The sequence below is a fragment of the Paraburkholderia lacunae genome, assembly GCF_003353175.1.
Lineage (GTDB): Bacteria > Pseudomonadota > Gammaproteobacteria > Burkholderiales > Burkholderiaceae > Paraburkholderia > Paraburkholderia lacunae.
Genome location: NZ_QHKS01000002.1, coordinates 1 through 26,150, shown reverse-complemented (window position 1 = coordinate 26,150; position 26,150 = coordinate 1). Strand labels below are relative to the sequence as shown.

The following is a 26,150-nucleotide window of genomic DNA, read 5'->3' as shown; positions in this document are numbered from 1 at the left end:
CGGAGAATGTTGCGCGGAGGAGAATCGAACTCCCGACCTCCGCGTCGCGAGCGCAACCTTAGGGTATTCGCGATTCCTAGGGCTTACCAGTCCCAAAACTGTGGCGCCAGCCGCAATCACTCTTACAGCCTACGCACGCAATAGTGCGGCCACTTCACGTCTAAGTAGTCTAATCTCATTAACTCCGTCCCACAGTCGCAAAACTGTGGCGCCAGTCGCACTTACTCTGGCGCCCTACGACAACCTAAAATATCAAACATCAATATTCCCCGCCCTCAACGCATTCGACTCGATGAAAGCCCTACGCGGCTCCACATCATCCCCCATGAGCGTCGTAAAGATGCCGTCGGCGGCAATAGCATCCTCAATCTGCACACGAAGCAATCGGCGAACAGTCGGATCCATCGTAGTCTCCCAAAGCTGCCCAGGGTTCATCTCACCGAGACCCTTATAGCGCTGCTTGGAAATATTCCGTTCAGCATCAGCCAGCAACCACTTCATAGCGCTCTTGAAGTCGGTAACAGCCATACTCCGCTCGCCACGTTTAATGACAGCACCAACACCGATCAACCCCTTAAACGTATTAGCGGTATTGATCAGCTGTTGATAATCAGCGGTCAGCTGAAAATCCTGATCCAGCACCGAAATCTTCTGATTCCCATGATGAGTCCGGGCAACGCGCAGCGAGCGCAGCTCACGCACTGGGTCATACATCGTCGTGACTTTAACCTCAGGCTTCAGCGGATCATCGCGCAACTTAGCCTCCAGCGCCGTAGCCGAACCCTCAGCCGCTTCCTCGCTAGACAGGTCAATAACAACCCCATCCATCACAGCCTCGAGCGCCCCAGCGTCATACAACCGGCTCAACCGATCGACCACCGCCTGCGCGAGCAAATAAGCCCGCGCCAACTCACCCAACGCATCACCCGTAATCGGCGTAGCGCCTTCAGAAGCCAAAAGCTCCGACCCCTGCAACGCCAGCTTCAGGATGTGAGCATTGACCTCAGCTTCATCCTTCAAATAACGCTCATCCTTACCCGCCTTGATCTTGAACAGCGGCGGCTGCGCAATATAGATATACCCACGCTCGATCATGTCCGGCATCTGACGATAGAAGAACGTCAGCAGCAGCGTCCGGATGTGCGCGCCGTCCACGTCAGCATCGGTCATGATGATGATGCGGTGATAACGCAGCTTGTCGAGGTTGTAGTCTTCCTTGCCGATCCCGCATCCAAGCGCAGTAATCAGCGTCACAATCTGCTCCGAAGAAAGCAGCTTGTCATAACGCGCCTTCTCCACGTTGAGCACCTTGCCGCGCAGCGGCAAGATTGCCTGAAACTTCCGGTCACGTCCCTGCTTCGCCGAGCCGCCTGCCGAGTCACCCTCGACGATATAAATCTCCGACTTCGCCGGGTCTTTCTCCTGGCAATCCGCCAGCTTTCCAGGCAAACCAACGCCATCCAGAACGCCCTTGCGGCGCGTCATTTCACGCGCCTTCCGAGCTGCATCGCGCGCCCGCGCCGCATCGACGATCTTGCTGCAAATGATCTTCGCGTCGTTCGGCGTTTCCAGCAGGAATTCCTCGAGCGCCTTCGCGACCACATCCTCCACCGGCGCGCGCACTTCCGACGACACCAGCTTGTCCTTGGTCTGCGCACTGAACTTCGGCTCCGGCACCTTCACCGACAGCACGCACGACAGCCCTTCGCGCATATCGTCGCCGGACGTCTCGACCTTCGCTTTCTTCGCGACTTCGTGATCGTTGATGTACTTGTTCAACACGCGCGTCATCGCCGCCCGCAACCCGGTCAGGTGCGTGCCGCCGTCGCGCTGCGGAATGTTGTTCGTGAAGCACAGCACGTTTTCGTTGTAGCTGTCGTTCCACTGCATCGCCACTTCCACGCCCACACCGTCCTTCTCGCCGTTGATGTGGAAAATGTTCGGGTGCAGCACGGACTTGTTCTTGTTGATGTACTCGACAAAACCCTTCACGCCGCCCACGAACGCGAAATCTTCTTCCTTGCCGGTGCGCTGATCCAGCAGGCGAATCCGCACGCCGTTATTCAGGAACGACAGTTCGCGAATCCGCTTGGCCAGAATGTCGTAGTGATATTCGACATTGCCGAAGATCGTGTCGTCGGCGAGGAAGTGCACTTCGGTGCCGCGGTTCTCGGTGTCGCCGATCACCTGAATCGGCGAGACAGCCACGCCGTCGATCTCTTCGATCACGCGGTTCTGCGGCACGCCTCGGTGGAATTCCATGAAGTGCTTCTTGCCGTCGCGGCGCACCGTGAGGCGCAGCCACGCGGAGAGCGCGTTCACGCACGACACGCCCACGCCGTGCAGGCCGCCGGATACCTTATAGCTGTTCTGGTCGAACTTGCCGCCGGCGTGCAGCTCGGTCATCACGATTTCAGCGGCGCTGCGCTTCGGATCGTGCTTGTCGTCCATCTTGAGGCCGGTCGGCACACCGCGGCCGTTGTCGGTAATGGAAATCGAGTTGTCCGCGTGGATGATCACCTGGATGTCGTTGCAGTGCCCGGCCAACGCTTCGTCGATCGAGTTGTCCAGCACTTCGAATACGAGGTGATGCAGACCGGTGCCGTCCGATGTATCCCCGATGTACATCCCGGGACGCTTGCGCACCGCCTCCAGACCTTCAAGGATCTGAATCGACGAGGCGCCGTAGCTGTTATCGGGTTGCGAATTGTTCAGTTCAGTCATGGATTTTTTCCGGTTCTGCGTTACTGCAAGGTTGCTGCTCGGGACTTTTCAAAACACCATAAAAACGCCAAAGGGGCGCTGCGCCCCTTGGTGTCTTCTTGGTTTCTGGACGCGTTAGATGCGCATCGGCATCACGACGTATTTGAATTCGTCGTTCTCGGGAATCGTGATCAACGCGCTGGAGCTGGCATCGCCAAGGCTCACTTGCAACATGTCGACCTTCAGGTTCGCGAGCACGTCGAGCAGATACGTGACGTTGAACCCGATATCGACGCTGTCGCCGTCGTATGCGATTTCCAGTTCTTCCTGCGCCTCTTCCTGATCGGCGTTGGTCGACATGATCTTCAACTGGCCCGGCTCGATGATGCAGCGCACGCCCTTGAATTTGTCCGAAGTCAGAATCGCGGCGCGTTGCAGCGAACGCTGCAGTTCTTCACGGCCGATCACGAACTGATTCTTGTGCGACTTCGGAATCACGCGCTGGAAGTCGGGGAATTTGCCTTCCACCAGCTTCGACACCAGTTCGACCTGGCCGAAGGTGAACTTCACCTGCGTGGGCGCGATGTCGATCTTCAGCGTGTCGTCGATGTCTTCCAGCAGACGCTGCAGTTCCAGAATCGTCTTGCGCGGAATGATGACTTCCTGGCGCGCGAACGAGCCTTCGATCTTCATCGACGAGAACGCCAGGCGGTGGCCGTCGGTCGCGACCGCCATCAGCTGGTCGCCGTCCACCACCAGCAGCATGCCGTTCAGGTAGTAGCGGATGTCCTGCTGGGCCATCGAGAAATGGACCATGCCGAGCAGCTGGCGGAACGTCTTTTGGGGAACCACGAGGTTCGCGCCGTAGTCTTTAGCCTGAGCGACGGTCGGGAACTCGTCGGCCGCCAGCGTTTGCAGCGCAAAACGGCTCTTGCCGGATTGCACGGTCAAACGCTTGTCGTTCAACGTGAGCGTGACCTGCCCGTCGGGCATGGCGCGCAGAATGTCGAGGAGCTTTCTTGCTGCCACTGTGGTGGCGACCGAATCGCCGCCCACGCCGAAATCCGCGCGCGTGGTGATCTGCAACTCGAGGTCGGTCGACAGGAACGACACGTCCGGGCCGTTCTTGGTAATCAGCAAATTGGCGAGGATCGGCAACGTATGGCGGCGTTCGACGATGCCGCTCACGGTTTGCAGCGGCCTGAGGAGGTTATCGCGTTCGGTCTTGACCAGTTGCATAGAGTTCCTTCGTTGATATGACGGCCTGCGCGCCTTGCCAGGCAGCTTTCCAGCACGCAGCCGTGGCTCCCCGCCGGCGCCACGCAGCGCCTGTCACGGCGTGAAATCCGCCCGCGGCCGCCGGGCGGTTAAACCTGTATTGTGCCTGAAAACGGAACCGCCTCACTAAAATGGGGGCGAGTTTGGAAATAAACAGGTCGATTTTTCCGTCCGGGCCGCTTAGCCCTTCAGCGTCTGCTCCAGCACGTGCAATTCGTGGTTCAGTTGCGCGTCCTTGCTGCGCTCGTCGGCAATCTTGCGCACCGCGTGCAGCACCGTGGTGTGATCGCGCCCGCCGAACAGCTCGCCGATTTCCGGCAAACTTTTCTGCGTCAGCTCCTTCGCCAGATACATCGCGATCTGCCGCGGCCGCGCGATGTTCGCCGGACGCTTCTTCGAATACATGTCCGCCACTTTGATGCTGTAGAAGTCGGCCACCGTCTTCTGGATGTTTTCAACCGAAATCTGCCGGTTTTGCACCGTCAGCAGGTCTTTCAGCGCTTCTTTCGTCAGTTCGATGGTGATTTCGCGGCCGTGGAACTTCGAGTACGCGAGGATCTTGCGCAGCGCGCCTTCGAGCTCACGCACGTTCGAGCGCAAATGCTTGGCGACGAAGAACGCGACGTCCTCGTTCAGGCTCACGAACTCGGATTGCGCCTTGCGCATCAGAATCGCGACTCGCATTTCCAGCTCGGGCGGCTCGATCGCCACCGTCAGGCCGGAGTCGAAGCGCGAGATCAGGCGGTCGTCGATGCCTGAAATTTCCTTCGGGTAGGTGTCGCTAGTGATGATCACCTGCGCCTTGTTCGCTACCAGCGCCTCGAACGCATAGAAGAATTCTTCCTGGGTGCGAGATTTGCCCGAAAAAAATTGAATATCGTCGATCAGCAGCAGATCGAGCGAATGGTAGTAGCGCTTGAAGTCGTCGAACGCCTTGCGCTGGTAAGCCTTCACCACGTCGGACACGTACTGTTCCGCGTGGATGTAGCGAATCCGCGCGCCGGCCTTGTCCATCAGAAGCTGGTTGCCGATCGCGTGGATCAGGTGGGTCTTGCCGAGGCCCACGCCGCCGTACAGGAACAGCGGGTTGTACGAAATGCCCGGATTGTCCGCGACCTGGATCGCCGCGGCGCGCGCCAGCTGGTTGGCCTTACCGGTCACGAAGTTGTCGAAGGTGAGCACGGGGTTAAGCTTCGAGCGCTCGTACATCGAGTCGTTTTCGCCGCTGCTGGCGCTCGCGCCCGCGCTCTGGCCGGGGCGCCACGTGCGGCGGGCGGCGGCGGCTTCGTTCGCGTCGAGGCTGGGGAGGTCGAGGTCGGCGGAATCTTCGGCTGCGGCGGCCGATGCGCGCGCGTTCGCATTCTGCTGCGCAGCCCCATTGACGCCGCCTGCGCGCGCGGCCTGCGCCGCTTGCACGGCGCCGACCGCCGCGTCCACCGCGGCAACGGCCGTGTTGCCGCCCGTCGGCGCGGCCGAAGCCGGACGCGCCGGGGCCGTCGCCGCTGCCGCCGGGGCGCGCATGCCTGCTTTCGGGTCCAGCACGAATTGCACATCGACCGGTGTGTGCCAGAAATCGCGGGCCATATCCGCGATGCGGCCGGAGAACTGGCTCTTGACCCAGTCGAGCTTGAAGCGGTTCGGCGCAGCGATGCTGAGCGTGTTCGCAGCGGCGTCGAAGGCGACCGGGGCCAACGGTTTGATCCACGTCACGTACTGCTGGGGCGTAAGCTCACGCTCCAGCAGGGCGGAACAGTGTTGCCAGAAATCGTTCATCGAGTTGCTGTCGTTATGGTGTGCACGGCGGTTCGCCGCTGCCACTGTCGCGCGCACGCAACAAGGCCCTGAGCAGCCAGGCGTAACGGCTCCAGGCGCTTGTTCCACAAGGGTTTGCGGGGCAAGCGAGCCGGAGCGGCGTGCAGGATTTTTGGGAAGTAAGGCGAGATTCTAACGCCAAATCGGACCCGAAAGGGAGTTATCCACAGGGACCGATCACTTGGCGAAGCGCGCCGGGCCCACGGCCGAACCAGGCTAAACTATTGACGCCCAACAGAAAACGGGTTTAAATAGCGGGTTCCGCGAAAACCAATTCAGTAAACCTCCGGCCATTGCGCTTTCAGCGATGATCGCGCGGTTATTTTTCGATCAAGTGAGAGCAACATGAAACGTACTTACCAACCTTCCGTTACCCGTCGCAAGCGCACCCACGGCTTCCGCGTTCGCATGAAGACCGCAGGTGGCCGCAAGGTCATCAACGCACGTCGCGCGAAGGGCCGCAAGCGCCTCGCGATCTAAGGCTGGCGAGCGGATTGCGCGCTCCGTCTGTGATAAGCGAAGCCCGCGGTGAAGCGGGAGCGGCTGGGGCGCCGCAACAGGGCTCGGTTCCGTTGCGAGCGCAAGCCGCCTTCCCCAAAGCCGCAAGGCTGCTGAAAACGGATGAATTTTCATCCGTTTTTCGTTTGCGCCCGTGGCGCCGAACCGCGCACTTCGTGGTTTACGGCCGGCCCACCGGCAAAGACGCTCGCCTCGGTCTCGTGATCGGCAAGAAGTATGCGCCGCGCGCGGCCACGCGTAATCTGGTACGTCGAATCGCGCGTGAAGCCTTCCGGCTGCGTCGCGCGGAATTCGGCGGTTGGGATGTGCTGCTGCGTTTGCACACGCGCTTCGACAAGAAGGCTTTGCCGAGCGCCTCGTCGCCGCCGCTGAAGGCGCTGTGCCGCAGCGAAATCGAGGCGCTGCTGGACAAGGCAGCGCGCGAAATCGTCCGTCGCGAGGCGCCGCCCGCGGAAGCGCCCAAGACGGAATGACGCTCAAGTGACCGCCCATACCGCAGCTTTGGCAGCGCTGCTGCGCGGGCGTCGCCCGGTACTCCACGTTGCGCGGCGCTGTCAGGCCGCACCAGCCATGCAAACGGTACTCATCGCTTTACTGCGTTTCTACAAAGTTGCCGTGAGCCCAATGCTCGGCAACCGGTGCCGTTTTTACCCTTCCTGCTCTGATTACGCGCGCGAAGCAATCCAGTATCATGGCGCCGCGCGCGGGACTTATCTCGCCGCCAGGCGTATTTGCCGCTGCCACCCGTTTTCCGCGGGCGGCATCGATCTCGTCCCGCCTCCCACTTCTGAAAAGCGCTGACGCGCCGTTCCATCGACACTGAGACAACGCATGGATATCAAACGCACCGTCCTATGGGTCATCTTTTTCATGTCAGCGGTCATGCTGTTCGACAACTGGCAACGCGACCACGGACGCCCGTCGATGTTCTTCCCGAGCGCCACGCCGACCAAGACTGTCGGCAGCGCCGAACCGGGAACCACGACGCCGGGAACCCAGCCCGCCGAGCTGCCGGCCACCAATGCAGCAGCGCCGGGCAACGCGCCGGCGGCAACGCAGTCGCAACTGATCAAGTTCAGCACCGACGTCTATAACGGCGAAATCGACACCCGCGGCGGCACGCTGTCGAAGCTGTCGCTCGTCAAGCAAGGCGACGGCAAGCAGCCGGATCTGGTGATTACGCTGTTCGACCGCACCGCGAACCACACGTATCTGGCGCGCACGGGCCTGCTCGGCGGCGACTTCCCGAACCATAACGACGTCTACACGCCGGTGCCGAACCAGCCGCACGAACTGACGGGCGACGCCAAGTCGTTCCAGCTCAGCTTCGAGTCGCCGGTCAAGGGTGGCGTGAAGGTCGTCAAGACCTACACGTTCACGCGCGGCAGCTATGTGATCGGCGTGGACACGAAGATCGAGAATGTCGGCACGGCGCCGGTGAGCCCGTCGGTCTATATGGAACTGGTGCGCGACAGCCAGCCGGTGGAAACGCCGCGCTTCTCGCACACGTTCATCGGACCGGCTGTCTTCACGGATCAGCATCACTTCCAGAAGATCGACTTCAGCGATATCGACAAGAACAAGGCAACCTACGCGAACGCGGCCGACAATGGCTGGATCGCGATGGTGCAGCATTACTTCGCGTCGGCGTGGATTCCGCAGCAGGGCGCCAAACGCGACATCTACGTCGAGAAGATCGATCCGACGCTGTATCGCGTCGGCGTGAAGCAGCCGGTGGCGACGATCGCCCCGGGCCAGTCCGTCGACGTCGCGGCACGCCTGTTCGCCGGTCCTGAAGAAGAGCGCATGCTGGAAGGCGTTGCGCCGGGCCTCGAACTCGTGAAGGACTACGGCTATGTGACGATCATCGCGAAGCCGCTGTTCTGGCTGCTCGAGAAGATCCACGGCTTCGTCGGCAACTGGGGCTGGGCGATCGTGCTGCTCACGCTGCTGATCAAGGCGGTGTTCTTCCCGCTGTCGGCGGCAAGCTACAAGTCGATGGCGCGCATGAAGGCGATCACGCCGCGCATGCAGGCGCTGCGCGAACGCTTCAAGGGCGATCCGCAGAAAATGAACGCCGCGCTGATGGAGCTCTACAAGACCGAAAAGGTCAATCCGTTCGGCGGCTGTCTGCCGGTCGTGATTCAGATTCCGGTGTTCATCTCGCTGTACTGGGTGCTGCTGTCGTCGGTGGAAATGCGCGGCGCGCCGTGGGTTCTGTGGATCCACGATCTGTCGCAACAGGATCCGTTCTTCATCCTGCCGGTGCTGATGGCCGTCTCGATGTTCCTGCAGACCAAGCTGAACCCGACGCCGCCGGACCCGGTTCAAGCCAAGATGATGATGTTCATGCCGATCGCGTTCTCGGTCATGTTCTTCTTCTTCCCGGCGGGTCTGGTGCTGTACTACGTCGTGAACAACGTGCTGTCGATCGCCCAGCAGTACTACATCACGCGGATGATGGGCCAATCGAAGACGAAAGCGGCCTGACGATGTCAGTGGCGGGCGGCAGTAGCGCCCGCCAGCGGTCGGAAACTGAAGAAGCCAGCTGAAAAAACAGCCGAAAAAAAGCCGCCCGGTTTTGCGCCGGGCGGCTTTTTTATTGGCCTCAGGGTTCGCCGTCTATTTGATCGTCAGCACCGCCATACAATTCGGTGATCATTTCTTCGACCAGATTTCGCTGACGCGGCGGCAATCCCGCGAGCCTCGAAGCAAGCTCGATCATTTCAGGCGACAGCGGATATTTCTCGCCGCGCGCGAGCGGTTTGGCCTTGCCCACAGGCGGTGGCCCGTAATGCAGCCAATGGACGTCCTTTTGCAACCAGGCGGCCAAAACCTGCAACTTATCGGACTTCGGAATCGTCGTACCTGCGAGCCATTTGTGGGCGGTTTGCGGCGAGACGGCAGGGCCGCCGCTATAGAGCAGATTGAATTTCCTGGCTAAATCTGTCCCGCCCTTAATATCTTTAGGGAGTGAGTCTTTCAGCCGTTTGGCGAAAGCTGCTTTTTCTTTGGAGGTCGGCATGGCCCGATTGTGCAATTCAGCGCATAATCAGTGGACAACCGTTCACGCTAATTTATAGCGTAAATAAGCTATTTTTAGCCTGAAATGGCCATCAAATAACGCTTTTCGCGATTTCGTCGAATCTCGCTTTTTCCTTTTGCAGCGGGGACTTCAGGGGTTTATGCGCGTCAAGGAGTCGTCAGCGTGTCTTAATCCATCTTAGCTTATTTGAGATAAATTCTTATTTGTCTGATGAACTGCGCAGAGCCTTAGGAGTCCCTTGCCCTCGAAGGTGCGCTTGAGTGCCCGCGTTACAATGCGCAGCGCCCACTGGTGGGCGTTTCAATCTCTTCTGATAGCTTCTTTCCCATGCTCACCACCGATTCCGATCCGATCGTCGCCATTGCCACCGCGCCCGGCCGAGGAGGTATCGGGGTCGTGCGGATTTCGTTTGGCCGCGCAGCCGAAACAGCGGCCCCGCCGCTGATGCGAGCGCTCACCGGCCAGACGCTCGCACCGCGCCACGCCAGCTATGTGCCGTTCCTCGACGACAGCGGCAACGCGCTCGATCGCGGCATCGCGCTGTATTTTCCCGCGCCGCACTCCTACACCGGTGAGCATGTGCTCGAACTGCAAGGTCACGGCGGCCCCGTCGTGCTGCAACTGGTCTTGCAGCGTTGCATCGACGCCGGCCGCGCGTTCGGTCTGCGCCTCGCCGAGCCAGGCGAGTTCACGCGCCGCGCGTTTCTCAACGACAAGCTGGATCTGGCGCAGGCCGAAGCCGTTGCCGATCTGATCGAGGCCAGCACCGAGGCCGCCGCGCGCTCGGCGGGGCGTTCGCTCGACGGCGCGTTTTCGCGCGATATTCACGCGCTGGTCGAAGAGGTGATCACGCTGCGGATGCTGGTCGAAGCGACGCTCGACTTCCCGGAAGAAGAAATCGACTTCCTCGAAGCGGCGGATGCCCGCGGCAAGCTCGCGCGGATTCGCGAGCGGCTCGCGCACGTGCTGAGCGAAGCGCGGCAAGGAGCATTGCTGCGTGAGGGCTTGTCGGTGGTGCTCGCAGGGCAGCCGAACGTCGGCAAGTCGTCCCTGTTGAACGCGTTGGCCGGCGCGGAACTGGCCATCGTCACGCCGATTGCCGGCACGACACGCGACAAGGTCGCGCAGACCATCCAGATCGAAGGCATTCCGCTGCACGTGATCGACACCGCCGGCCTGCGCGATACCGAGGACGAAGTGGAGAAGATCGGTATCGCTCGCACGTGGAGCGAGATCGAACGCGCGGACGTGGTGCTGCATCTGCTCGACGCAAGAACCGGCATGACCGCCGAAGACGAGACGATCGCCGGCCGCTTTCCAAGCGGCGTGCCCGTGGTGCGGGTGCTGAACAAGACCGATCTGACTGGCCTCGCGCCGGAGGTGAGATCGCTCGCCGCGGCCACGGACGTCGATCTGAGCGAGGTGCGGTTATCGGCGAAACAGGGTGACGGCGTCACGCTGCTGCGCGAGGAGTTATTGCGGATCGCCGGCTGGCAAGCCGGCGCGGAGAGCGTGTATCTCGCGCGCGAACGGCATCTGGTTGCGCTGCGAGCGGCAGAGGAACACCTGGCGACGGCGGCCGCGCATGCCGATCAGAACTCGCAGGCGCTGGATCTGTTTGCCGAAGAACTGCGTCTCGTGCAGGACCAGTTGAACTCGATCACCGGTGAGTTCAGTTCGGACGACTTGCTCGGTGTGATTTTCAGCAGGTTCTGTATCGGCAAGTAGAGGGTTTCCGGAGTTTGCAGGGAAAAGCCCGGTAGGGCTGGCATATAGGCCCCATCACGCATGACTTCCGGAGACCTTCGACCAAGCTTCGTTGACCCAAAACCGCGCAAATCTTTGGTACACAGCGGGTACACGGTTTAGAATCGCGCCTGTCCGTGACTCAACGATTCGAGAATGCCAAAACTAGCCGCTCCTCTAACCGAAACCCAGATACGTGCACTAGAGCCGCGCGCGACCCGATACTCGGTAGCCGACGGCAACGGCCTGGTGATCGAAGTCATGACGACCGGCACGAAAGTCTGGCGTTTCCGTTATTCGCTGAACGGCAAGCGGCAGCCGCTCGTCACGATCGGCGACTACAGAATGATCTCGCTGCGGGTCGCCCGCGCGAAGGCGCAAAAGTACGCCGAAATGGTCGCAAGCGGCATCTCGCCCGTGGCCACGGCGCGCAGAGACCGCGGTGCGGAAAGCAAGGCGGACGTTCTGCGGGAGGGCGCGGAACTCTATCTCGCGGCGCAGATGGCCGGCAAGTCGGAAGAATATCAACGCACCACGCGGCGGGCGCTGGAAAAGGACGTCTTGCCGGTGATCGGCGGCAAGCCTATCAAAGCCGTGACTCCCGACGACATCCTCGCGATATGCGGCACGATCAAAAGCCGCGGCTCCCCAAAAATGGCGCTGCACACGCGCAATGTGGTGAAGCGGCTCTATGAGTACCTGATTGCCCGCCAACTCGCGACGACAAACCCCGCGCAAGTCATTGCGGCTCGCTCCATAGCTACATCGGACAGCCGCACTCGCGTCCTCTCCCCGGACGAAATCGGCACGATGCTCCGTTCGATTTACGCATCGAGTATCCGGCGACCGCTGAAGTTAGCCTTGCACCTTCTGGTGCTGACGATGGTTCGAAAGTCCGAACTCGTCGAGTCGACGTGGTCCGAATTCGACCTGGACAATGCGCTCTGGACGATTCCGGCCGCGCGAATGAAGAAAGACCGGGACCACGACGTGTATCTCCCGCATCAGGCGGTTGCAATGCTTCGGGAGCTGCGCGACGGCACGGCTAGTCGAAATTTCGTCTTCCCGACCGTCAGGGGCGACGACCGGCCCATCGCGAAGAGCACCCTCAATCAAGCCGTCAAGGCACTCGGGCTCGATGTGGAACATTTCGTCTTGCATGACTTTCGGCGCACCGCGTCGGCGCACTTGCGCGAATTGGGACAGCCATCAGGCGCGATCGAAAAGACCTTGGCGCATACGATCAAGGACACGGCAAGCGCCAACGGTGTGGAAGATGCCGCCGAGCGGCGCGGAATCTTGCAGCTCTGGGCAGACTTCGTCGATACCCAGATCCAGGGCGGCCGAAATGTAGGGACGGGCCCGTTCTGATGGCCTCCGGCAGATAGGGCGTTGCCTGGCCGACCGGAGACGGTTCCGATTCGATGGTTGGTACACAACGCTACGCAACTAACATGCAAGATGTTGTAGAAAAACGGAAAATTATCTTCCCACCAGGTTCTGCTCGCGGCGATAACAGCGCATTTACGCTCTCATCTCTTTCACCGCACAGCGCCCTTTTCTCTCGCCGTTCATCGCCTAAACTGAAGCATGCGCGCAACCCGATACGGAGGCTCCCATGTCTGAATCGTTGATGGCTTATTTGCTGGGACCCCTGGTGATGCTGGTGGTTGGCGTTGCGATCTGGGCGGCGTCGCACTACAGCCGCAAGACCAAGCCGGAACGCCTGGAGCGCTGGCTCGATACGCATTACGCGGAATGGTTGCACCACAAACACTGAGCACCGCACCAAATGAAAAGGCCGTCGCATGCCGCGACGGCCTTTTTGTCTGACGCGCGTTTATCAGCTGCGCGCGCCGGCTCGCCCCATCTCCCCGCCTGTTTACCACCCCGGCTGAGGTCCATAGTACCGCCCGGGCGGCGGCGCACCGCACGCGACGTACGCACGCATGTACTGGTCATAGCAGTATCCCGGCGGCGGCCCGGCATAGACGGAGGGAGCCGGTTGATACACCGGTTGCGCGTAGACCGGCTGCTGGTAGGCGACCACCGGCGCCGGATTCAAAGCGGACGTCACCACGGCGCCGAGCAAGGCCCCGCCGATCAGCGCGCCGACCACATCGCCGCCGTCGCCATGAGCCGACGCTTGTCCCGCCACGCTCAGGCTCCCGACCATCAACAACGCCACCGCAATCTTTTTCATGTCTGACTCCTCGCCGTTTAGGCATGGAACAGATTGTGTATGGCGCGCGCGGAAATAGATGCTGCAAGTGGTAACGGGGAATTACCCGTGTAACGCTGAAACCGCTCTTCAAAGCGGTTGCCGTCGCCTTTGCAAGACCATCCCAACCCACCTCCATTCCACCGATTCGTGCGAAGCGGGATGGAAAGAATCAGGTGGCGGCGAGCGATTGATTCGCTGAACACCAAGGTGAAGCGCCACTGGATCGCCAAGCGCCCGGACAGCTTGCCGGGCGCGTTTTCATTGGCAGCGGCGTTGCGTCAGCGTTGCCACGAAGCTGCGCCTGCGGGAGCATCGCCGCGATACTTCCGGCGCGCCTCGGCGAGCACGCCGGCTTCGAGTGCGCCTTCGTCCACCAGGGCTTTCAACGCCGCGATCACGATCGCCGTGCGGTCCACTTCGAAGAACTCGCGCAATGCCTGGCGCGTGTCGCTGCGGCCGAAGCCGTCGGTGCCGAGCGTCACGTAGCGGCGCGGTACATAGGCGCGGATCAGTTCGGGCACCGCGCGGACGTAGTCGGTTGCGGCGATCACCGGCCCTTGGGACGCGCCGAGCGCTTGCGTCACATACGGCGCCTGCGTCGTCTCGCCGTGACGCGCGAGGCGCTCAGACTCCATCCCGTCGCGCTGCAACTCGGTGAAGCTGGTCACGCTCCACACCGCGGCTTCGATCTGCCAGTCGTCCTTCAGCACCCGTTGCGCGGCGATGACTTCGCCGAGGATCGCGCCCGCGCCGAGCAACTGGACCTGCGCCGCTTGTGCCGATTGCACCGCTTGCGTCTGCGTCTGTACCTGAGCACCCAGCGGATAGATCCCCTTCAGGATGCCCTCGCGCAGCGCCTGCGGATCGCCACTGGGCACCGAAGGCTGCGCGTAGTTCTCGTTCATCACCGTCACGTAATAGAACACGTCGCGCTGCTGTTCGACCATCTCGCGCATGCCCTCGTCGACGATCGTCGCGACTTCATAAGCGAACGCCGGATCGTAGGCGCGGCAGTTCGGAATCGTCGATGCCGCGAGGTGGCTCGTGCCGTCCTGATGCTGCAAACCCTCGCCGCCGAGCGTCGTCTTGCCCGAGGTCGCGCCGATCAGGAAACCGCGTGCGCGCTGATCCGCCGCGGCCCAGATCAGGTCGCCGATGCGCTGGAAGCCGAACATCGAGTAGTAGATGTAGAACGGCAGCATCGGCAGGTCGTGCACGCTGTACGACGTGGCCGCCGCGATCCACGACGACACCGCGCCTGCTTCGGAAATCCCCTCTTCGAGAATCTGCCCTCTGATGTCTTCACGGTAATAGAGCATCGAGCCGAGGTCCTCCGGCTCGTAGAGTTGCCCGAGCGGCGAATAGATGCCGACCTGGCGGAACATGTTCGCCATGCCGAAGGTGCGCGCCTCATCGGCGACGATCGGCACCACGCGCGGGCCGACTTCGTTGTCCTTGAGCAGCGCAGTCAGCATGCGCACGAGCGCCATCGTCGTGGACATCTCGCGGCCGTTCGAGTCCAGCGCGAATTGTCCCCAGGAGGACATCGGCGGGACGATCAGCCCCTTCGATGCAACTCTCCGCCTTCTGGGCAGATAGCCTCCCAAGGCAGCCCGGCGAGCATGCAGGTATTGCATCTCCGGGCTGTCGTCCGCTGGCTTGTAAAACTTCACCTGTTCGACGTCCTCATCCGTGAGCGGCAGGCGGAAGCGGTCGCGAAACGCCTTGAGGTCGTCGAAGCCGAGTTTCTTCTGCTGGTGCGTGGTCATGCGGCCCTGGCCTGCCGCGCCCATGCCGAAACCCTTCATCGTCTTCGCGAGGATCACCGTCGGCTGGCCGCGATGCGCGAGCGCCTTCGCATACGCCGCGTGCAGCTTGCGCACGTCGTGGCCGCCACGGCGCAAGCGGTCGATGTCGTCGTCGCTCAACTGCGCGGCGAGCGCCGCAAGCTCCGGATTCTGGCCGAAGAAGCGTTCGCGGTTGTACGCGCCGTCGTTGGCCGAGAAGGTCTGGAACTGCCCGTCGACGGTCTGCGCGAACGCACGCAGCAACGCGCCGGTGCGGTCGCGTGAAAACAGCGGGTCCCAGTCCGAGCCCCAGATCACCTTGATCACGTTCCAGCCGGCGCCGATGAAATGCGCCTCGAGTTCGTCGATGATGCGGCCGTTGCTGCGCACCGGGCCATCCAGGCGCTGCAAGTTGCAGTTGATCACGAACACGAGGTTGTCGAGCCCCTCGCGGGCGGCCAGCGACAGCGCGCCGGTCGACTCCGGCTCGTCCATTTCGCCGTCGCCGAAGAAGCCCCACACCTTGCGGCCGTCCGTTTGCGCAAGGCCGCGGTTGGCGAGGTAGCGCATGAAGCGCGCCTGGTAAATCGCGTTGATCGGGCCGATGCCCATCGAGCCGGTCGGGAACTGCCAGAAGTCCGGCATCAGCCACGGATGCGGATACGAGCACAGCCCCGGCCCGGCAATCTCGCGACGATAGTGTTGCAGGTGCTGCTCGCTCAGAAAGCCTTCGAGGTAGGCCCGCGCGTACACGCCCGGCGACGAATGCGGCTGAAAGTACACGAGGTCGCCTGTGCCCTCCTCTCCACCCGGCGCGGCGGCCCGGAAAAAATGGTTGAAACCGACCTCGAACAGATCCGCCGCCGACGCATAGCTCGCGATATGCCCGCCGAGTTCGCCGTACGCCTGATTCGCGCGCACCACCATCGCCAGCGCATTCCAGCGCAGCGCGGCGGCGAGACGCTCTTCGAATTCGAGATTGCCTGGGTAACGCGGTTGCTGCTCGAACGGGATCGTGTTCCGGTACGGCGTGACGTTGATCCGCGCCGACTCCACGCCGAGCGACAGCGCATGCTCCGCGAGCTTGTCGAACAGGAACTGCGCGCGCTCGCGGCCCACGTGCGCAACGACGGCGTCGAGCGCCTCCAGCCATTCGGCGGTTTCCTGCGGATCGGCGTCCGCACGCTCGACGCGCTCCCCACCCTGGGCATTCAGAGACCGCAACTGCTCGCTACCGCTGGACAAATCCGTCATGGCGCCACTCCCGCATGGAGGCATTCGGCTCGAAATCGAGTGAAATAATGGTACCCATCCATGCACAAAATGAGCATCTCAATTGCTTGTGATCACGCGCTGAGATAGGCTATTTATTCCGAATTTCGCGCCTCTCACGGAATATTTCATCTATGACCACCACGCCACCCAGACGGCTTGATCGCATCGACATCGGCATCCTCAGCCAGTTGCAGCAAAACGCGCGCATCACCAACGCGGATCTGGCCCGCTCGGTGAACCTGTCGCCGACGCCCTGCTTCAACCGCGTGCGCGCGCTCGAAAAGCTCGGGCTGTTCAAGCAGCAGGTCACACTGCTGAATCCGGAGCCGCTCGGGCTGCGCATCAACGTGTTCATTCAGGTAAGTCTGGAAAAGCAGGTGGAAGACGCGCTGCAGCGTTTCGAGCAGGCGATTTCGGAGCGCCCCGAGGTGATGGAGTGCTATCTGATGACGGGCGACGCCGACTATCTGCTGCGCGTCGTCATGCCGGATATGCAGACGCTGGAGCGCTTCATCGTCGATCATCTGACGAAGATTCCGGGCATCTCGAACATCCGTTCCAGCTTTGCCCTGAAACAGGTGCGCTATAAAACGGCGCTGCCGCTGCCGTCGTCGGGACTGACGCTGGTCGATCCCGACGACGTCGCGACCGACTGGCGTTAAGCCGCTGAAGCGCCGCGTGTGTAGCGCCTGGCCGGCGACTTGTGCGACAGGTTCGGTTGCAGTTGCTGGCGGGCGTTGTTGAAACGCTCCCAATCGGCCGCGTCCGGCAGCGACGGAATCGTCACCAGTTCGTGCTGGTCGAGGCCCACGAGTGCGGCGTCCACCATGTCCTCGGCGGTCATCACGATCTGCGCGGGCAGATGCTCGACCGCGAGGCCGGCGCGGTCCCAGAACGCGGTGCTGGTGGCGCCGGGCAGCACGGCTTGCAACTGCACGCCCTTGTCGCCCACCTCGTGATGCAGCGACTGCGTCAGATTCAGCACATACGCCTTGGTGCCGCTATAGGTGCCGTTCAGCGTCTCCGGCGACAGGGCGACGATCGACGAGATATTGACCACGACACCGTTCGCCCGCTCGACGAAACTCGGCACCGCCGCCGCGGTTAAACGCGTGAGTGCGGTTACGTTCAGCTCGATCATCTTGTCGAGTTCGTCGACGTCGGAGTCGATCAACGACGCGGTCGCACCGACGCCGGCGTTGTTGACCAGCATCGTGATGCTGCTGTCCGTACGCAGGCGTTCTTCGATGCGGCGCGTGTCGGCCTTGACGGTCAGATCGGCGGCGACGATATCGACATGGCGGCCGGTCTCGCTGGCAAGACGCTCGGCCACGGCGGTCAGGCCCTTCACGTTGCGCGCCACCAGAATCAGGTCATAGCCGCGCCGCGCGAGGCGGTCCGCGTAAACGGCGCCGATGCCCGACGATGCGCCCGTAATCAATGCCGTGCCCTTGTTTGCTTGCGTTGACATCTGAATCTCTCCTTGCGGGCCGTGCGCACCGCGCCCGCGCCCTATCGATGAATGGGAAAACCTGGAACCTCCGCCGCAGCGCCGCTTTTTTGGGCAGCGCGATGTTGACGAGGCAAGTCTAGGCGCGTAGCCTCTTGTCTCAAATGTCGTATTTACCTCGTTTTAGGACATCGCGATGAAACGTATCGGCGTGGTGGTTTTCCCCGGCTTCCAGATCCTCGACCTGGTGGCGAACTCCGTGTTCGAGTTGGCCAACATGGAAGCGCCGCAGCCGGAGTACGAGGTGGAAGTCATCTCCGAGCACGGCGGGATGGTGCGCAGTTCGTCCGGCGTGCAGGTTGCTACGCAGCCCTTCGGCGATCCGTCGTATGACACGGTGGTCGTCACGGGTGCGCTGCGGATCGAACCGTCGTCGCCGGGCCTGCTGGCCTTTCTGAACGAAGCGCTCGCCGCTTCGCGCCGCACCACCAGCATCTGCACCGGCGCGTTTGTGCTGGCCGAAGCAGGCATCCTCGACGGCCGGCGTGTCACGACTCACTGGCGCTATGCCCGCGAATTGCAGCAGCGTTATCCCGAGGTGCGGATCGACGAAGACCGCATCTTCATCGTCGACGGGACGGTGTGGACGTCGGCCGGCATGACGGCGTGCATCGATCTGTGTCTGGCGCTGATCGAAAACGATCTGGGCGTCGACCTCTCGCGCGCGGTTGCCAGGAAGATGGTGGTCTATCACCGGCGTGCCGGCGGCCAGTCGCAGTTCTCGGCCATGCTGGATCTGGAACCGAAGTCCGATCGCATTCAAAACGCGCTGTCGTATGCGAAAACGCATCTGCGCGAGCCGCTTACGGTCGAACAGCTCGCCGAGTTCGCGCATCTGAGCCCGCGCCAGTTCAGCCGGGCCTTTCGCGACGAGACGCGGCAGTCGCCGGCAAAGGCCATCGAGGCGCTGCGCGTCGAAGCCGCGCGCTCGATGCTCGAAGCCGGCCGTCATTCGATGGAAGCGGTTGCCGCCGAGACAGGCTTTCTCGACACCGAGCGGATGCGGCGCGCGTTTCTGCGTGCGTTCGGCCAGCCGCCGCAGGCCATCAAACGCGCGGCGCGCGCGTTATAACGGAGCGCTGTAACAGAGGTGGTGGACAATATCGGCGACTGCGGCACAACCGCGAATTGAACCGGCAACCAGAGAGGACGCGTGATGAAGACCTACGACGACAGCAATCCCTTCGCAAGGATTCTGCGTGGCGAACTACCCTGCATCAAGGTCGCGGAAACCGACGCGGCGCTCGCCTTCATGGACCTGATGCCGCAAGCCGACGGTCACGTGCTGGTCGTGCCGAAGGAAGCGGCGGTGGAAATTTTCGAGTTGTCGGATGCGTCGGTGGTCGCTTGCATGCGGGTGGCGCAGAAACTGGCCATCGCGCTACGCGAGGCCTTGCGCCCGGACGGCATGTTCATCGGACAGTTCAACGGCAGCGCCGCGGGACAAACCGTGCCGCACGTGCACTTTCATGTGATTCCGCGCTGGGACGGACAGCCGCTGCGCATGCACGCGCGCGAGGTCGCCGACGCCGCCACGCTCGAAGGGCTTGCCAGGCGCATCCGCGAGCATTGGCGCGCGGACTGAGCGCGGCATCAAGGACGATGCCGTGTACGGCGCAACGGATGCCGCCAGTCGATACGGCGATGCGGTACATCCATGGGCCGCAACTCTTGCTGATGTCTATGCTCTTGCCACAATTCGTCGGAGAAAAGGAACGCGACAATCACGAGCGGCACGACCAGAAATGCGCCCAGAATAACTTGCTCGATCACGGTAGCCTCCTGACCGCAACAGCATGATTTCATTGTAGAGCAGCATGCGTGCCCATACCGTGCCGCACCGCGCACAAATTTGCGGTAGCCCGCCTGCGACAATGCGACGCCCTGCCCTTGCCGAGTCCGCGCGCCGTCTCGCGCTTTGCAAAAAATGCGCAGCGCCGCCCGCGCGCGTTGAAAGAACTTCCCACACTGCGTCCGGACTAACAAAAACGCGTGCCTCGGCCCGCCTATTCAAAGCAGATATTTTCAAGGGGAATCCAATGACTATCGAACGCAGCGGCGAACTGACGTTACGCCCGCTCGAGCGAACCGATCTGAGGTTCGTCCACGAAGTGAACAACAACGCGAAAATCATGCGCTACTGGTTCGAGGAGCCGTACGAAACGTTCTCCGAGCTGACCCAGCTATACGACCAGCACGTGCACGATCAACGCGAACGGCGCTTCGTCGCGATCGACAACGCCGGCGAAACCATCGGCGTCGTGGAGCTGATCGAACTGGACTACATCCACCGGCGCGGTGAATTCCAGATCATCATCGCGCCGCATGCCCAGGGCCGCGGTTATGCGACCCTCGCCACGCGGCTCGCAATCGACTATGCGTTTTCAGTGCTGAATCTGCGCAAGATCTATCTGATCGTCGACACGTCGAATACGGCCGCCATTCACGTTTACGAGAAGTGCGGTTTCAGGCACGAGGCCGAGCTGATCGAAGAGTTCTTCGGCAATGGCCGGTATCACAACGCGTTGCGCATGTGCATGTTTCAGTCCGAGTTCTTCAAGACCAATCAACGTGGCGATTGACCGGCTGCTTCGCAAGGGCGCGCTGGCGCGCCGACCGTGCGTGCCGACCGATAGACCTGGCACCGTTTATCTTCTGCACATACACCGTTATTTCGCGATTTTTCTTTAGTCGGTTGAATGACTTTGTGTGCAATGCACCAACCGCACTTCCTGATTGTATTAAGTCGCTTAATTGTCGCTTCGCGTTTACGCGAATACGAACCGCAAAGCTTTACCGGTTAAAGCGGCGCACCCCGCTCGTCTTTTAGTTATCCGTTTCAATCCTGCGTATTCAGGCATTCGCCCGACGGCTAAGAGGCTGCGGCAGCGGGTGCGACAATTCGCCGCTGTTGCGACCGCACACAAGATGTGCTTGTCGTTCTCTCACGTTCTCCTAAAGTGCGAGATGCGGGTTCGACGTTAAAGTTAAATACATAGCTAACCTGAGTAATCAACCCGCACCGGAGGAAACATGAAATTGCGAATCGCTCTTCTTTTCGCCATTGCGGGTTTGGCTGCCGCATCCGTTCAAGCGCAAGACGTTGTCGTCAAGCCGCAGCAAACCATCCAGTTCAAGGCCAATGCATATGGCTGCCTGTCGAAGGATAAACTCGACGCCGTCGATCAGCATGCGCAAGCCGGTGAACAGCAAAAGATGGAGGAGTTCTTCTCCGGATACCAGTGCATTTCAACACCGGAGAATTCGAGTTTCCGCGTGGTGCGCGTAGTCGGCCATGATGTCGAATTCGTGAATGCCGCCAATAGCGATACGCAAGGCCTCTGGGCCAACGACCGGTTCATCAAGCAATAAGCCTGTGCGCTCCGGCAAAACGCCGGACGCGGGGTATGCGGGAAAATCCTCCGACTGTAAAAGCCGGAGGCGGCGGATTTATGAGTTAAAAACGGCTGGGCGAATTTGCCCGGCCGTTTTTATTCGCCGCTCCAATTTGCGGCTCTATCCGGATTGCCCGGATTGCTGAAGCGAATTAAAAAAGCCGATGCGGATTGTCGGTCCGCATCGGCAGCACGCCTTCTCGCAAAGCGCAGGAACAACACAAACGTCGATCAATGTGAATCGCGCGGCACCGGCGCACCGCTCGATCCCACCAGGAAGTCGAGATCCGCGCCCTGATCCGCTTGCAGCACGTGCTCGACGTAGAGCTTGTAGTAGCCGCGCGTAGGTGCTTGCGGCGGCTGCCACGCGGCGCGCCGGCGCGCCAGTTCGTCGTCGGAAACGTCCAGATGCAGGCGGCGCGCTTCGACGTCGAGTTCGATCATGTCACCGGTCTGCACGAATGCGAGCGGCCCGCCTGCCGCCGCCTCCGGCGACACGTGCAGCACCACCGCGCCGTATGCCGTGCCGCTCATGCGTCCGTCGGAAATGCGCACCATGTCCGTGATGCCTTTTTGCAGCACCTTCTTCGGCAGGGGCATGTTGCCGACTTCCGCAAAACCCGGATAGCCCTTAGGCCCCGCGCCCTTGAGCACCATGATGCAGTGCTCGTCGATCTCGAGCGCTTCGTCGTCGATCTTCGCGTGCAATTCCTCGATGTTCTCGAACACCACCGCGCGCCCGCGATGCTTCAGCAGATGCTGGGTGGCCGCCGACGGTTTGATCACCGCGCCGTTCGGCGCCAGGTTGCCCCTCAGCACCGCGATGCCCGCCTTCGGCTTGAATGGCTCGGCGAACGTCGTGATGACCTTCTCGTCGTGGTTCGGTGCGTTGCGCACGTTGTCCCAGATCGTCTTGCCGTTGACGGTCAGCGCCTCGCGATGCAGCAGCCCTTGCTCGCCGAGTTGCCTGAGCACCGCTGGCAAACCGCCCGCGTAGTAAAAGTCCTCCATCAGGTACTCGCCCGACGGTTGCAGATTCACCAGACACGGCACGTTCGATCCCAACTCCCAATCCTCCAGCGCAAGCTCGACGCCTATGCGCTTCGCCAATGCGATCAGATGCACGACCGCGTTGGTCGAGCCGCCGATCGCCGCGTTCGTTCGGATCGCGTTTTCGAACGCCTGGCGCGTGAGAATCTTGTCCATCGTCAGATCCTCGCGCACCATCTCGACGATGCGCCGGCCCGCGAGATGCGCGAGCACTTGCCGACGTGCGTCGACTGCGGGAATGGCCGCGTTGTGCGGCAAACCCATACCGAGCGATTCGACCATCGAGGCCATCGTCGATGCCGTGCCCATCGTCATGCAATGGCCGCGCGAACGGTTCATGCACGACTCGGCTTCGGTGAACTCCTCCTGCGTCATCGAACCGGCGCGCACTTCTTCCGACATCTGCCAGACACCTGTGCCCGAGCCGATATGTTTGCCGCGGAACCGGCCATTGAGCATCGGTCCGCCCGACACCGCGAGCGACGGCAAATTGCACGACGCTGCACCCATCAGCAGTGCCGGCGTGGTCTTGTCGCAGCCCACCAGCAGAATCACGCCGTCCATCGGATTGCCGCGAATCGACTCCTCGACGTCCATCGAAGCGAGGTTGCGAAACAGCATCGCGGTAGGCCGCAAATTGGTTTCGCCGAGCGACATCACCGGAAACTCCAGCGGCAAACCACCGGCTTCGTGCACGCCTTTTTTTACGTACTCGGCGAGTTCGCGAAAGTGCGCGTTGCACGGCGTGAGTTCGGACCACGTATTACAGATGCCGATCACTGGACGTCCGTCGAATTCGTCGTGCGGAATGCCCTGGTTTTTCATCCACGAGCGATGCAGAAAGCCGTCCCGGTCCTTCAGGCCGAACCACGCCTGGCTGCGCAGCGGCTTTTTAGTCTGGTTCGAATCAGCCATGAAATCTCCTGTCGGCAAGTATGTAGAGCGGGGGCGCCCAGCCCGGGGCGCGCGTCAGTGCACGCGCTTGCTGCGGCGGAACTGATCGAACAGCACCGCGAGCAGCAGAATCCCGCCGCGAATCAGGTATTGATAGAAGGTCGGCACGTTCAGCAGGCTCATGGCGTCCTGCACGGAGCCCATGATCAGTACGCCGACCAGCACACCGGAAATCGTCGCGACGCCGCCCGTCAGCGAGACGCCGCCGAGCACGCAGGCGGAGATCACACCGAGTTCAAGACCGACCGAGGTTTTCGGATCGCCGAGGCTCATTCGCGAGGCGAGCATGACGCCGGCAAAACCAGTGACGAGCCCTTGCAAGACGAACACGGCGATCTTGATGCGCATGACCGGCAGGCCCGCGAGCAGCGCCGCCTCGCTATTGCCGCCGACGGCGAGCACGTTCTTGCCGAACACGGTCTTCTTCAGCAGAAAACCGAACAGCACAAAGCCGACGATGTTGCTCCAGATCGGATACGAAATGCCGAGGAACGAGCCGCCGCCCAGGTCGAAGAAACGCTCTTCGGAGATCATCACCGCGTCGCCGTTGGACGTGATGAACGCGAGGCCGCGCACGACTTCCATCATCGCGAGCGTGACGATCAGCGAGTTGATCTTGTAGCGCGCGACCAGCACGCCGTTCACGAGTCCGACCGCGCCGCCCGCCAGCACGCCGGCTGTCACGCCGACCAGCACGCTATGCGTCGCGGTGATCAGGGTGGAGGCGACCACGCCCGCGAACGCGACGATCGACGCGACCGACAGATCCACTTCGCCCAACGCGAGCACGAACATCATCGTCACGGAGATCGAACCGATCAGCGTGACGGACAGCAGCAAGCCCTGGATATTGCGCGAGCTGATGAAGTCCGGCACCGTGAACGACAGAACGGCGAACAGGATGACGAACACCATCACGATGCCGGACCTGTTGATGAGATCCCATGTGCGCGCCGCGCGTGCGCTCAGGCCCGCATGAGCGACGGCTGGAGTAGTGGAGTCGGTGGAAGGTGTGTGCATGATGTCTATTCCGTTTTCAATGGCGCGGTGTCTCTGTGTATCTCTGCGTATCTCTGTGTCCGCATCAACGCGGCAGAGCGAGCTTGATCAATGCGTCGGGCGTGGCCTGCGCCTTCGGCAGATCGCCGACAATGCGGCCTTCCTTCATCACGATCACGCGATCCGCTACGCCGATCACTTCAGCCAGATCGCTCGACACGACGATCACCGTGCGGCCCGCTTCGGCAAGCCCATACAGCAGGCCGTAAATCTCGCTGCGCGCGCCGACGTCGATACCGCGCGTGGGTTCGTCCATCAGGAATACGTCGATGTCTTCGGCGAGCCAGCGCGACAGAATCACCTTCTGCTGATTGCCGCCGGAGAGCGTGCCGATCGGCGTCTCGCCGTTGCGCGTCTTGATCGCAAGCTTGGCGATGAAGTCCTTCGCGGTCTGCGCTTCCTTGCGGCCGTTGAGCACGCTGAAGCGGCTGAAGTGACGGCGGCAACTGATGTTGAGGTTGTCCGAGACGGAGGCGATCGACACGATGCCTTCCTGCTTGCGGTCCTCGGGACATAAGGCGACGCCCGCGCGCACCGCATCGCGCGGCGTGGCAAAGCGCACACGCTTGCCCTTGAGCGTGATCTCGCCGGCGCTCGGTTTCACAGCGCCGTAGATCAGCTTCATCAACTCCGAACGGCCCGCGCCGACCAGTCCGAAGAAGCCGAGAATTTCACCTTTACGCGCCGCAAACGAAGCCGGTTCGCGCAGGCCGCGCCCCATCACGCCTTTGACGTCGAGTTGCACGTCGCCGATATCGCGCGGGCGGTAGCCGTACACGTCGGCGATCGAGCGGCCCACCATGCAGCTGATCAATCGGTCGCGATCGAGTCCGGCACCCGCGTCGAGCGTATCGATGCGGCGGCCGTCGCGAAACACCGTCACGCGATCGCACAGTTCGTAGACTTCATCCATCCGATGCGTGACGTAGATGATCGCGCGGCCCTCGGCCTTCAGCGCGCGAATGATGCGAAACAGTTGCGCGGTCTCACGCGACGACAACGAGCTGGTCGGTTCGTCGAACGCGATCACGCGTGCGTCGCGCATCAGCGCCTTGCCGATTTCGATCATCTGCCGCTGACCGATCGACAGATTTTTCACCTGCTGCGACGGATCGATTTTTTCACCGAGCCGCTCCAGCTCGCGCACTGCTCGAGCAATCAGCGCCTTCTCGTCCAGCACGCCGAAACGATTGGGCAGGGCGCCGAGCATCAGGTTTTCCGCGACCGTCAGCTCCGGCACCAGATGCAGTTCCTGATAGATGATCGCGACGCCGGCCGCGATGGCCGCCTTGGTGGTGACGAACTGCTGCTCGACGCCATCGAGCGACAAGGTGCCCGCCGCCGGCTGGTTCACGCCGGAGAGCACCTTGAGCAGCGTCGATTTGCCCGCGCCGTTTTCACCCATCAGGCCGTGTACTTCGCCGCGGCGCACTTCGAGCGATACCTGGTCGAGCGCGAGCACGCCGGGAAAGCGCACGGTGATGCCGTCGAGCCGCAGGTACGGATCGGCGGACGCGGACGCGGACGCGGACGCGGACGCAGACGCGAACGCGGGCGAGGGCGCTTGCGCGGAAAGCGCCGCTTCGTCAGTGTGGGAAACGGTCATCGAAGGCCTCTAGCGGGTGGACAAGCCGTGCGGGCCATACCGCGAATACCTCGCCTGAGAAATCGCTATCAGGCAACGGTCATGGCCCGCACCGAACGTTGTCAGCTCATACAGACGTGCTTAGATACCAAGTTCCTTGCGCACGTCCTGCCAATTGCCGCGCACCATCAGCTTGCCGGTGGTCTG

Annotated in this window: 23 protein-coding genes; 12 read left to right on the top strand and 11 right to left on the bottom strand. The window is 61.7% G+C overall.

Annotated elements, in window-relative coordinates; translation table 11 throughout:
• Positions 1–252 precede the first annotated feature (252 nt).
• From gyrB to dnaA, 3 genes are all read right to left on the bottom strand, one after another.
• Positions 253–2,724 (bottom strand): DNA topoisomerase (ATP-hydrolyzing) subunit B, encoded by a 2,472-nt coding sequence (gyrB, locus tag DLM46_RS02920; RefSeq protein ID WP_115099300.1) that lies wholly within the window; start codon positions 2,722–2,724, stop codon positions 253–255.
• A gap of 114 nt (positions 2,725–2,838) precedes the next feature.
• On the bottom strand, positions 2,839–3,942 hold the full coding sequence (gene dnaN / locus DLM46_RS02915) for a DNA polymerase III subunit beta (protein WP_028197661.1): 1,104 nt from the start codon (positions 3,940–3,942) through the stop codon (positions 2,839–2,841).
• Positions 3,943–4,161: 219 nt separating this feature from the next.
• Positions 4,162–5,754, bottom strand: a complete 1,593-nt coding sequence (dnaA, locus tag DLM46_RS02910; RefSeq protein WP_244305799.1) for a chromosomal replication initiator protein DnaA — start codon at positions 5,752–5,754, stop codon at positions 4,162–4,164.
• A 384-nt stretch (positions 5,755–6,138) separates the two neighbouring features.
• Between dnaA and rpmH the strand changes: the two genes are divergently transcribed.
• The 4 genes from rpmH (at position 6,139) to yidC (ending at position 8,802) form a co-directional block, all read left to right on the top strand.
• Positions 6,139–6,273, top strand: a complete 135-nt coding sequence (rpmH, locus tag DLM46_RS02905) for a 50S ribosomal protein L34 (RefSeq protein WP_004198824.1) — start codon at positions 6,139–6,141, stop codon at positions 6,271–6,273.
• A 32-nt stretch (positions 6,274–6,305) separates the two neighbouring features.
• Complete coding sequence (locus DLM46_RS02900; protein ID WP_115099617.1) at positions 6,306–6,785, top strand: ribonuclease P protein component; 480 nt, start codon at positions 6,306–6,308, stop codon at positions 6,783–6,785.
• 97 nt (positions 6,786–6,882) lie between these two features.
• On the top strand, positions 6,883–7,113 hold the full coding sequence (yidD, locus tag DLM46_RS02895) for a membrane protein insertion efficiency factor YidD (protein WP_007180115.1): 231 nt from the start codon (positions 6,883–6,885) through the stop codon (positions 7,111–7,113).
• A gap of 30 nt (positions 7,114–7,143) precedes the next feature.
• Positions 7,144–8,802: a membrane protein insertase YidC gene (yidC, locus tag DLM46_RS02890; protein WP_115099298.1), complete on the top strand. Its 1,659-nt coding sequence runs from the start codon at positions 7,144–7,146 to the stop codon at positions 8,800–8,802.
• Positions 8,803–8,920: 118 nt separating this feature from the next.
• On the opposite strand, the gene DLM46_RS02885 is transcribed toward yidC, so the two are convergent.
• Positions 8,921–9,337 (bottom strand): XRE family transcriptional regulator, encoded by a 417-nt coding sequence (locus DLM46_RS02885; protein ID WP_115099297.1) that lies wholly within the window; start codon positions 9,335–9,337, stop codon positions 8,921–8,923.
• Between the two features lie 348 nt (positions 9,338–9,685).
• Between DLM46_RS02885 and mnmE the strand changes: the two genes are divergently transcribed.
• The 3 genes from mnmE to DLM46_RS39265 all read left to right on the top strand — a co-directional run bounded on the left by mnmE (position 9,686) and on the right by DLM46_RS39265 (position 12,884).
• Entirely contained in the window at positions 9,686–11,086 is a 1,401-nt protein-coding gene (gene mnmE, locus DLM46_RS02880; protein ID WP_115099296.1) for a tRNA uridine-5-carboxymethylaminomethyl(34) synthesis GTPase MnmE, read from the top strand.
• A gap of 174 nt (positions 11,087–11,260) precedes the next feature.
• On the top strand, positions 11,261–12,475 hold the full coding sequence (locus DLM46_RS02875; protein ID WP_115099295.1) for a tyrosine-type recombinase/integrase: 1,215 nt from the start codon (positions 11,261–11,263) through the stop codon (positions 12,473–12,475).
• A 247-nt stretch (positions 12,476–12,722) separates the two neighbouring features.
• A complete protein-coding gene (locus DLM46_RS39265; RefSeq protein WP_165847901.1) occupies positions 12,723–12,884 on the top strand; it encodes a hypothetical protein in 162 nt (53 codons plus the stop codon).
• 102 nt (positions 12,885–12,986) lie between these two features.
• On the opposite strand, the gene DLM46_RS02870 is transcribed toward DLM46_RS39265, so the two are convergent.
• Both DLM46_RS02870 and mdeB read right to left on the bottom strand, forming a co-directional pair.
• Positions 12,987–13,307: an ecotin precursor gene (locus tag DLM46_RS02870; RefSeq protein WP_115099294.1), complete on the bottom strand. Its 321-nt coding sequence runs from the start codon at positions 13,305–13,307 to the stop codon at positions 12,987–12,989.
• A gap of 299 nt (positions 13,308–13,606) precedes the next feature.
• Positions 13,607–16,369, bottom strand: a complete 2,763-nt coding sequence (gene mdeB, locus DLM46_RS02865; protein WP_115099293.1) for an alpha-ketoglutarate dehydrogenase — start codon at positions 16,367–16,369, stop codon at positions 13,607–13,609.
• A gap of 152 nt (positions 16,370–16,521) precedes the next feature.
• Here mdeB and DLM46_RS02860 point away from each other — a divergent pair, with 152 nt between their 5' ends.
• On the top strand, positions 16,522–17,052 hold the full coding sequence (locus tag DLM46_RS02860) for an Lrp/AsnC family transcriptional regulator (protein ID WP_115099292.1): 531 nt from the start codon (positions 16,522–16,524) through the stop codon (positions 17,050–17,052).
• Here the strand turns inward: DLM46_RS02860 and DLM46_RS02855 are convergent.
• The gene (locus DLM46_RS02855; protein ID WP_115099291.1) at positions 17,049–17,861 is read right to left on the bottom strand and encodes an SDR family NAD(P)-dependent oxidoreductase; all 813 of its coding nucleotides are present in this window, start codon (positions 17,859–17,861) and stop codon (positions 17,049–17,051) included. The two genes, DLM46_RS02860 and DLM46_RS02855, sit on opposite strands and share 4 nt — an antisense overlap.
• Before the next feature lie 175 nt (positions 17,862–18,036).
• Here DLM46_RS02855 and DLM46_RS02850 point away from each other — a divergent pair, with 175 nt between their 5' ends.
• Both DLM46_RS02850 and DLM46_RS02845 read left to right on the top strand, forming a co-directional pair.
• Positions 18,037–18,972 (top strand): GlxA family transcriptional regulator, encoded by a 936-nt coding sequence (locus DLM46_RS02850; protein WP_115099290.1) that lies wholly within the window; start codon positions 18,037–18,039, stop codon positions 18,970–18,972.
• A gap of 84 nt (positions 18,973–19,056) precedes the next feature.
• Complete coding sequence (locus DLM46_RS02845; RefSeq protein ID WP_115099289.1) at positions 19,057–19,485, top strand: HIT family protein; 429 nt, start codon at positions 19,057–19,059, stop codon at positions 19,483–19,485.
• Between the two features lie 8 nt (positions 19,486–19,493).
• Here the strand turns inward: DLM46_RS02845 and DLM46_RS02840 are convergent, their stop codons facing one another.
• Complete coding sequence (locus tag DLM46_RS02840) at positions 19,494–19,673, bottom strand: hypothetical protein (protein WP_115099288.1); 180 nt, start codon at positions 19,671–19,673, stop codon at positions 19,494–19,496.
• A gap of 266 nt (positions 19,674–19,939) precedes the next feature.
• On the opposite strand from DLM46_RS02840, the gene speG reads away from it, so the two are divergent.
• Together speG and sap1 are read left to right on the top strand one after the other, a co-directional pair.
• Positions 19,940–20,482, top strand: coding sequence for a spermidine N1-acetyltransferase (gene speG, locus DLM46_RS02835; protein ID WP_115099287.1), 543 nt, complete (start codon positions 19,940–19,942; stop codon positions 20,480–20,482).
• Positions 20,483–20,933: 451 nt separating this feature from the next.
• Complete coding sequence (gene sap1 / locus DLM46_RS02830; protein WP_115099286.1) at positions 20,934–21,272, top strand: surface attachment protein Sap1; 339 nt, start codon at positions 20,934–20,936, stop codon at positions 21,270–21,272.
• Between the two features lie 254 nt (positions 21,273–21,526).
• Here sap1 and DLM46_RS02825 read toward each other — a convergent pair whose 3' ends face one another.
• The 3 genes from DLM46_RS02825 to araG form a co-directional block, all read right to left on the bottom strand.
• A complete protein-coding gene (locus DLM46_RS02825) occupies positions 21,527–23,260 on the bottom strand; it encodes an IlvD/Edd family dehydratase (protein ID WP_115099285.1) in 1,734 nt (577 codons plus the stop codon).
• A gap of 54 nt (positions 23,261–23,314) precedes the next feature.
• Positions 23,315–24,319: an L-arabinose ABC transporter permease AraH gene (araH, locus tag DLM46_RS02820; protein ID WP_115099284.1), complete on the bottom strand. Its 1,005-nt coding sequence runs from the start codon at positions 24,317–24,319 to the stop codon at positions 23,315–23,317.
• A 64-nt stretch (positions 24,320–24,383) separates the two neighbouring features.
• Complete coding sequence (araG, locus tag DLM46_RS02815) at positions 24,384–25,964, bottom strand: L-arabinose ABC transporter ATP-binding protein AraG (RefSeq protein WP_115099283.1); 1,581 nt, start codon at positions 25,962–25,964, stop codon at positions 24,384–24,386.
• Between the last annotated feature and the right edge of the window lie 186 nt (positions 25,965–26,150).